This is a genomic window from Saccharopolyspora sp. NPDC002376 (assembly GCF_053593195.1).
Map to the genome: position 1 here is coordinate 1 of NZ_JBSFBZ010000118.1, position 6093 is coordinate 6093.

Here is a 6093-nt window from a genome sequence, read left to right on the forward strand (position 1 = left end):
GCTACCTGACCGACCTGCCACCCACCGCCGCCACCCCAGCTGACCTGGCGGAACTCATCCAGGGCCATTGGGCGATCGAGAACCGCCTGCACCTGATCCGTGACGTCGCCTTCGACGAAGACCGCCACCGGGCCCGCACCGGCAACGCACCGCATACTCCACGGTGTCAAGTCTCATCGTTTCGATGAACTCGTACTTACTTGCTACCGGGGTTCCTTCGCGAAGTATGCTGCGGCTTTTTTCAAGAAGGAGACTTCCATCTCCAGTTCACGATTACGGCGTTCGAGCTCCTTGAGCCGGGCCCGCTCCTCCACCGACAACGACTCATCCTGATCGCCGTGCTCACGCTCATACCGGCGCACCCACGTACGCAGCGTCTCGGGATGCATGTCGAGTTCCCGCGCGACATCGGCTACGGACTTGCTGGACTTCAGGGCCAGCTGAACCGCTTCTTCACGGGACTCTGACGAGTACTTACTCGGTGGCGCCACTAGATCTTCCCTCGATTCCCTTACAGGATAACCCTATTGGGTTCCTGTAAGGGATCTTCGAGGCCCCTCACTACGCCGGCCACACCGATTCCGAACACGGATCAGCAACCGTGACCTACATCCGTGCGAACTTAGAGGAGATCGCCACTGCCCTCGCCATGCTCACTGACGACCGCCACCCCCTGGCACGCTAAACAACCCCACCTCGGACTCGGCGCCACCTGAGCCCCCTTCTTCGCGTGAGCGCGACGACCTCAAAGAGCTCTGCCAGGACGTAGTGGAGCTTCTGCTCGTGTGCGAGGGAATGTCGCCCGAAATGCAGCGATCACGAACCTCTGCGGACCGTGGCTACCTCCAAGCCCTGGACTGGCTGGTCAAACTGGGCAAACATGGCCACGCCGCGAAGTGGCTGTCCCTGGCGCTGGTTGTCGTCGGGTTTCATTTCGACCTGCTTGCGTCATAACCCACCCGCTTCACGCGGATCATTCGGGTTCGTTGGAGCAGCTCACCCAGCGACCGCCGCGCGGGGACACCATCGCCAATAGGGCGCCTACGGATTCAACTCCCGCTCCGCAGAGGCATCCCACTCCTGCGGCGCCGGGCGCGCCGCACCCTGCGGCAGCGCCACGGGGACTTCCTGCATCGCCAACGAAGTGTTGCGCACGTAGGCACGCGCCCGATCCGGCTCGACCTCACGCTCGTCGTGCCAGAGCGGTTTGCGGTCGACCCCCAGCCGCAGGACCTCAGGCCGCGCGTAGTGCCCCTTCCCGTCGACCCAGGCCTTCACAACCCCGACATCGGCGAAGTCGATCGTGGCGGTGACCAACTTTTCCTCCGAGCCCGTATGCGGTCCGCCGAGGAAGGAGTTGAAGGGGTGAATGACCGCAGACCAGCCGCCCCCAGCTGTTACGAAGGTCTGCTCGCCGAGGTTGTCGCGCATCCAGGCGAGACAGGTCTCGTCGACCGGGTTGGCTGCACAGACGACGAATACCTGCGCGGTGAGCGCATGGGTCTTCATCATGGCCTCGATCTGCGCATCCGCGACGGTTTCGAACCCGGCCATCGTCGATAGGGCCGGCCACGCCGCGGCGTGGATCTGCTGCTCCTGTTCCAGCAAGGCCTGACGGGCCAGATTCATCGTGTGCTCCCAGCAGGACAGGCCGCCGATACGGCCGGAGCGAGAATCGAACACCGATAGCGTCGCGCCCCCGCCCTGAGCCCACACGATGCGTTCGGCATAGGTGGGCTGGAGCTTACGATGGACACCCAGCAGGCTTCCGTCCGCGTCGATGAAGACCTGCGAGTTGAAGCAGGTCCGGGTACCACGGAGCCGTTCGCTGATGCCCAGAACTACCTCGACACCGGCCCTCGCGCACGCCGCCTGAACGCGCTCGATCTCAGGCCCTGGAACCTCAACAGAGGCATCGGTGTACTGGACGTTGGCGGCGACCTGCTGCAGCGGCGGGTAACACTCGATCCAGTACGGGTATCCAGGGACAAAGGTCTCGGGGAAGACGAGCAACTCGACACCGTCTCGGCCCGCTTGTTCAACGAAACCGATCACCTTGTCGATGGTCGCTTCGGTGTTCATGAACACGGGCGCGGCGTGCACCGCCGCCACCGTGCGGGCGGTGCCCTCAGAGCGCGTCACGGAAATCTCCTCGGCATATGGGATGAACTGTGAGCAAGTTAATACGAACACGTATTATCCGAATACGCAATATCTGGTCCAAACGCAACTTATTGTCCATTATGGACATATGTAGAAGCTGGGCCAGCTGGCAGGCCACAAAGGTAGCCGAGCGCGATCACCTGAAGAACGAAATACGCCCCCCTGCAGCATCTTGGTGTTGAACGCGAGACCGACTGCCACCGCCGCCCAGAGCATAGGTGAGTTTGTCAGAGCGCACGGCGTTGGGGCCCACAGCGCCAGAGACAGCAGCACCAGGACGTATCTGGGTTGTTGCGCCGGTTCAAGGCCACGGAAAGCGATGTCAACGCCAGTGCACGCGCGGCGGCGGTCGCCGCGAAGAACCCGAAGCCGTGATGCACGACGTGGTGCACTACTCACATGGTCAGCACCGCCGCGATGGCCTGGGGCAACAGGCTCCAGGTGTTGAAGCCGAAGACCCAGGCCGACATTGCCTGTACCCACAGCGCCTGCGGCGGCGATGAACGATTTCTCGTCGAACGTGCCGAAGAAAACGCCTTAGGTCCGGGAGCTCCCATTGGGCTTCATCAGCGGGTGCGCGACGTCATCCTGTCAGCGAAAACCGACATCACCGGTCTCGCCGGTGGGTCGATGGCGGCGAACCCGTCGATGTCGATCAGCACAGCCCGGATGTTCGCCATTCCAGCACGGTACGGCGATTCGGCCCCGGCCGGAACCGGGTGCGCCGCAGGCTCAACCGAACCGTGTGCTTCAGGCCATCGCGGCGGCGATCTCGGTGGCGGCTTCGCGGGCCAGGGCACCGAGTTCGGCGAAGCGTGACTCCGGCACGCGGTCGCGGGGACCCCAGATGCTGACGATGGCGAAGGGGCGACGGCGGGCGTCCAGCACCGGCGCCTCGACGCCGTACATCTGGGGCTCCAGCTCGCCGACGCTGACGCTGTACCCCACTCGCGGATATCGGCGAGTTCGGTGCACAGCGCGTCCTGGTCGGTCCGAGTGGTCGCGGTGTACTCCGCGGGGAGGCGAGCATCGCTTTCGACGTCGTCCTCTGGCAGCCAGGCCCGGAACGCCTTACCGGCGGACGTCGCGTGGATCGGCACCTGCCGCCCGAGCCAGCGGGCGCTGAGCACCACCGGCGGCACGGGCAGGAACCAACACCCTACCCGCCACCACAACACGACACTGACCACCAAGATCCCTACACATCAACCCTCTACAGAAACAGGAGATTGCCACTCGGCACGCTGAACCGTCCCGGGACACATCAAAAGCGCTGAACGAAGTCCTGTTCTCTGGCACGCTAACGAGTGCCCTAAGTGGACACTGGGTCAAGAAGTAAGCGGAACAGCAGAAAGCTTCGCTGCATCAACGATTTTAGGACTTCAATAGCGCACATTGGACACTCGTCTGCGCTCACGGTCACGCGCACTGGGGGCGGCGGGCCGCGCCTGGCGGTCAACTCGCTCATCTCAGCCCCCTCCCCTGCTTCGATGACGGGCCCTACTACACCGCAGCCCCATGAAGAGCACCGCATCGACCAACACCCACACAGAGCAGCCCGAGCACACCACTCAATCAGCAACTGCGGCCGGCGGGCTTGTACCACGCGGGGTACCCAGCGCCTGAGCGCGGACCCGCGCCGAAGCCAGCTGCAACTCTGCGTCATGAATCCCTCCGGCAGCAGGCCGAATCCAAGGTCGGCCGCGCCCCAATCATCCCAGCCGATCGCTGGATCGTGGTGGGCCTGCTCGAACGCCTCGCTTACGAGGCCGGACGGGGTGACCTCTACCCCGAAACCCGCCGTGTCGTGTTGGAACTCGCCAACGCCTTGGTCAAGGATGCCGAGCATGATCACCCCGAACCCTGACCAGCTGCGCGAGAGCATGATCCGCTGGAGCGAGTCCACTTCCACGGGGTGAACTGCGGGCAGCTGTCAAAGATCCAGCCGTTGGCGATCGACCACCCCCAGCTGATCCCGGCCTTCCCACGTTCCAACCAGGCCAAGGACGACCAGAGCCTCGACCAGCGGAGCCCGCCACGTGCCGAGTACCACTGGACTCAGCCCCAGACCATCCCTGTGAGCGCCCCAAGCGCCCCACCCCGGATCCATGAACAGGGCTCCAGCGTGGAGCGTATTCGTTCTCGTCCCGGAAAATGGTGGCAAGACTTGGGAAGCGCCGGCGTGACGCCGCCGGTATGCAATCGAACCGCTCGATGCCGGGTGCGGCTTCCCGGGGCTGTCCTGCTCTAGCTCCGGTCTTGTGCGGCGAGGTGGTCACGCAGCCGTGCGTGGCGGAACTGATAGACCGCGCCTGTTCTCCGCAGTACGCCGCGGTCATGGGCGTCTTCGAGAAAACGCTTTGGGCGCCAAGGTAGGCGGCCGGTCAGCGGGAGCCACAGGCGTACGAACAGCAGCCAGCTTCCCCACACCGAGAGCACCAGGTGGACCAGTCCGACCACGAGCCCGAACCCAACCACGAGCCCAGTCGTCAGTCCATCCAAAGACCTATCAGCAAATCCGATCCCGAACACAATCCCGAACAAGATCCCGAACAAGATCCCGAACATGAGCGCCAACGTGGTCGTTCTGACCAGTGTGACCGTACGGTCACGACTTAACAGTGTCCAGGGATCGGTGGCAACGAGATCGTGATTGTCTCCGAGAGCGAACACACCGACGCTCACAAGCCCATACACCAGCCCGACCGCACTTCCGGACACGAATACGTCCACGGCGTCGTGCACGAGTTCGGCGGTGAACCCGGAGCTGAGCACCAAATAGAGCCCAGCAGGGAACCAGATCGCGAGCGCAATCGCGAGTCCGATCGCGAGCCCGCCGATGAGTTCGGACAGGGACTTCTTGAGGTAAATCCGCGGACAGCGCTTTTGACGGCTCCGCTTCCGCAAGGTCAGCCGAAGCCGTTCGGGTCCTCGTCCGGTACGCCCACGAGAGAATCCCAGTTCTTTGATGAGCCCGACAGTGAGCCCGATCGGAAGCGCCCTCACGAGCCCTGCCAGGAACGCTATGAAGGGGCGGTAACCGAGCCCACCTGCGGGCACCTCTCTGCTCCCGAGGGCAATGACCATGAACACGGCAATGACGCCGAGCCCACCTACGATCCCCCAGGTGGCTGTGGTGGTGAGGATGCGGGTGTGGCGTTGGAGAGTGGCGGGGAGCTGCCACCAGGTGAGGTCGTGGGTCTTGAGTGTGACGAGGTGTTTGGCGAGGTAGCCGAGCCAGCGGCGGGTTTGATCTGGATTCCAGTTCGGTCGTCGCGAGTTCTGAGGACTGGTTCGGAGGGTGTAGACGGTTTCGACGTAGACGTCGAGGAGGTGGTCTTCCAGGTCCTCGACCCCCGGGAAGCGTTCGGCGTCAAGAAGTTCGCCGGGGTGGTGGCCGGGGTTGTCGTTGTAGACGGTGCGGGCGAGCATGACCATCAGCGGGCTGCTCAGCACTGTGGTGAGGTTCCGGCTCGCGTGATCGTCCGGTGCGGTGCGCAGCTGCTCGAACACCACGTCCCACGCGTGACTGCGGGGTTTGCCGGTGCTCTGCCGCAGATATTCGTGGGTTTCCTCGAGGGTGAGGTCTTCAAGCATGATGGCCGCGGCGCCACCGACGGCTTTGACCTCGTGGGCGGCGCGGGCGTATTCGCCGGGGCGGCTGGTGAGGATCACCGGTAGGTCCAGAGTGCTGATCTGACCGATCGCGGCGCGACGGTGGCCCTCGGGGATCTCGTCGAAGCCGTCGAGGACGGGCAAGATGAGCCCGCGGAAGACGAAGACCTCGGCCAGCTTCTTCCCAACGGCGTCCGGGGCGTCCAGGAAGGGGAAGTCACGGACGAGGTACTCGGCCAGCCAGGACCGCAGCTCGGTCGCGGGGTTCCAGTCGCTGATGCTGAACAACACCGGCACCGGTCCGGTGGCGGTGTT

Annotated in this window: 5 protein-coding genes and 2 pseudogenes; 3 read left to right on the plus strand and 4 right to left on the minus strand. The window is 64.0% G+C overall.

Features of this window, described 5'->3' with window-relative positions; translation table 11 throughout:
• Positions 1-5: 5 nt before the first annotated feature.
• Positions 6-146, plus strand: a pseudogene (locus tag ACWCO2_RS36550) (transposase); the annotation flags it as partial.
• Positions 147-203: 57 nt separating this feature from the next.
• Here the strand turns inward: ACWCO2_RS36550 and ACWCO2_RS36555 are convergent.
• Together ACWCO2_RS36555 and ACWCO2_RS36560 are read right to left on the minus strand one after the other, a co-directional pair.
• Positions 204-491, minus strand: a complete 288-nt coding sequence (locus tag ACWCO2_RS36555) for a transposase (protein WP_450132385.1) — start codon at positions 489-491, stop codon at positions 204-206.
• 550 nt (positions 492-1041) lie between these two features.
• Positions 1042-2142 (minus strand): carbon-nitrogen hydrolase family protein, encoded by a 1101-nt coding sequence (locus ACWCO2_RS36560; protein ID WP_450132386.1) that lies wholly within the window; start codon positions 2140-2142, stop codon positions 1042-1044.
• Positions 2143-2562: 420 nt separating this feature from the next.
• Between ACWCO2_RS36560 and ACWCO2_RS36565 the strand changes: the two genes are divergently transcribed.
• Positions 2563-2982 carry a hypothetical protein gene (locus ACWCO2_RS36565; protein WP_450132387.1) on the plus strand — a complete coding sequence of 140 codons (420 nt, stop codon included), beginning with the start codon at positions 2563-2565 and terminating at the stop codon, positions 2980-2982.
• On the opposite strand, the pseudogene ACWCO2_RS36570 reads toward ACWCO2_RS36565, so the two are convergent.
• Positions 2914-3353 (minus strand): annotated as a pseudogene (locus ACWCO2_RS36570) (IclR family transcriptional regulator domain-containing protein). The gene ACWCO2_RS36565 and the pseudogene ACWCO2_RS36570 overlap by 69 nt on opposite strands.
• A 545-nt stretch (positions 3354-3898) precedes the next feature.
• Here ACWCO2_RS36570 and ACWCO2_RS36575 point away from each other — a divergent pair.
• Positions 3899-4030: a hypothetical protein gene (locus ACWCO2_RS36575; RefSeq protein ID WP_450132388.1), complete on the plus strand. Its 132-nt coding sequence runs from the start codon at positions 3899-3901 to the stop codon at positions 4028-4030.
• Between the two features lie 380 nt (positions 4031-4410).
• Here ACWCO2_RS36575 and ACWCO2_RS36580 read toward each other — a convergent pair whose 3' ends face one another.
• Positions 4411-5922 (minus strand): hypothetical protein, encoded by a 1512-nt coding sequence (locus ACWCO2_RS36580; RefSeq protein ID WP_450132389.1) that lies wholly within the window; start codon positions 5920-5922, stop codon positions 4411-4413.
• Positions 5923-6093 lie beyond the last annotated feature (171 nt).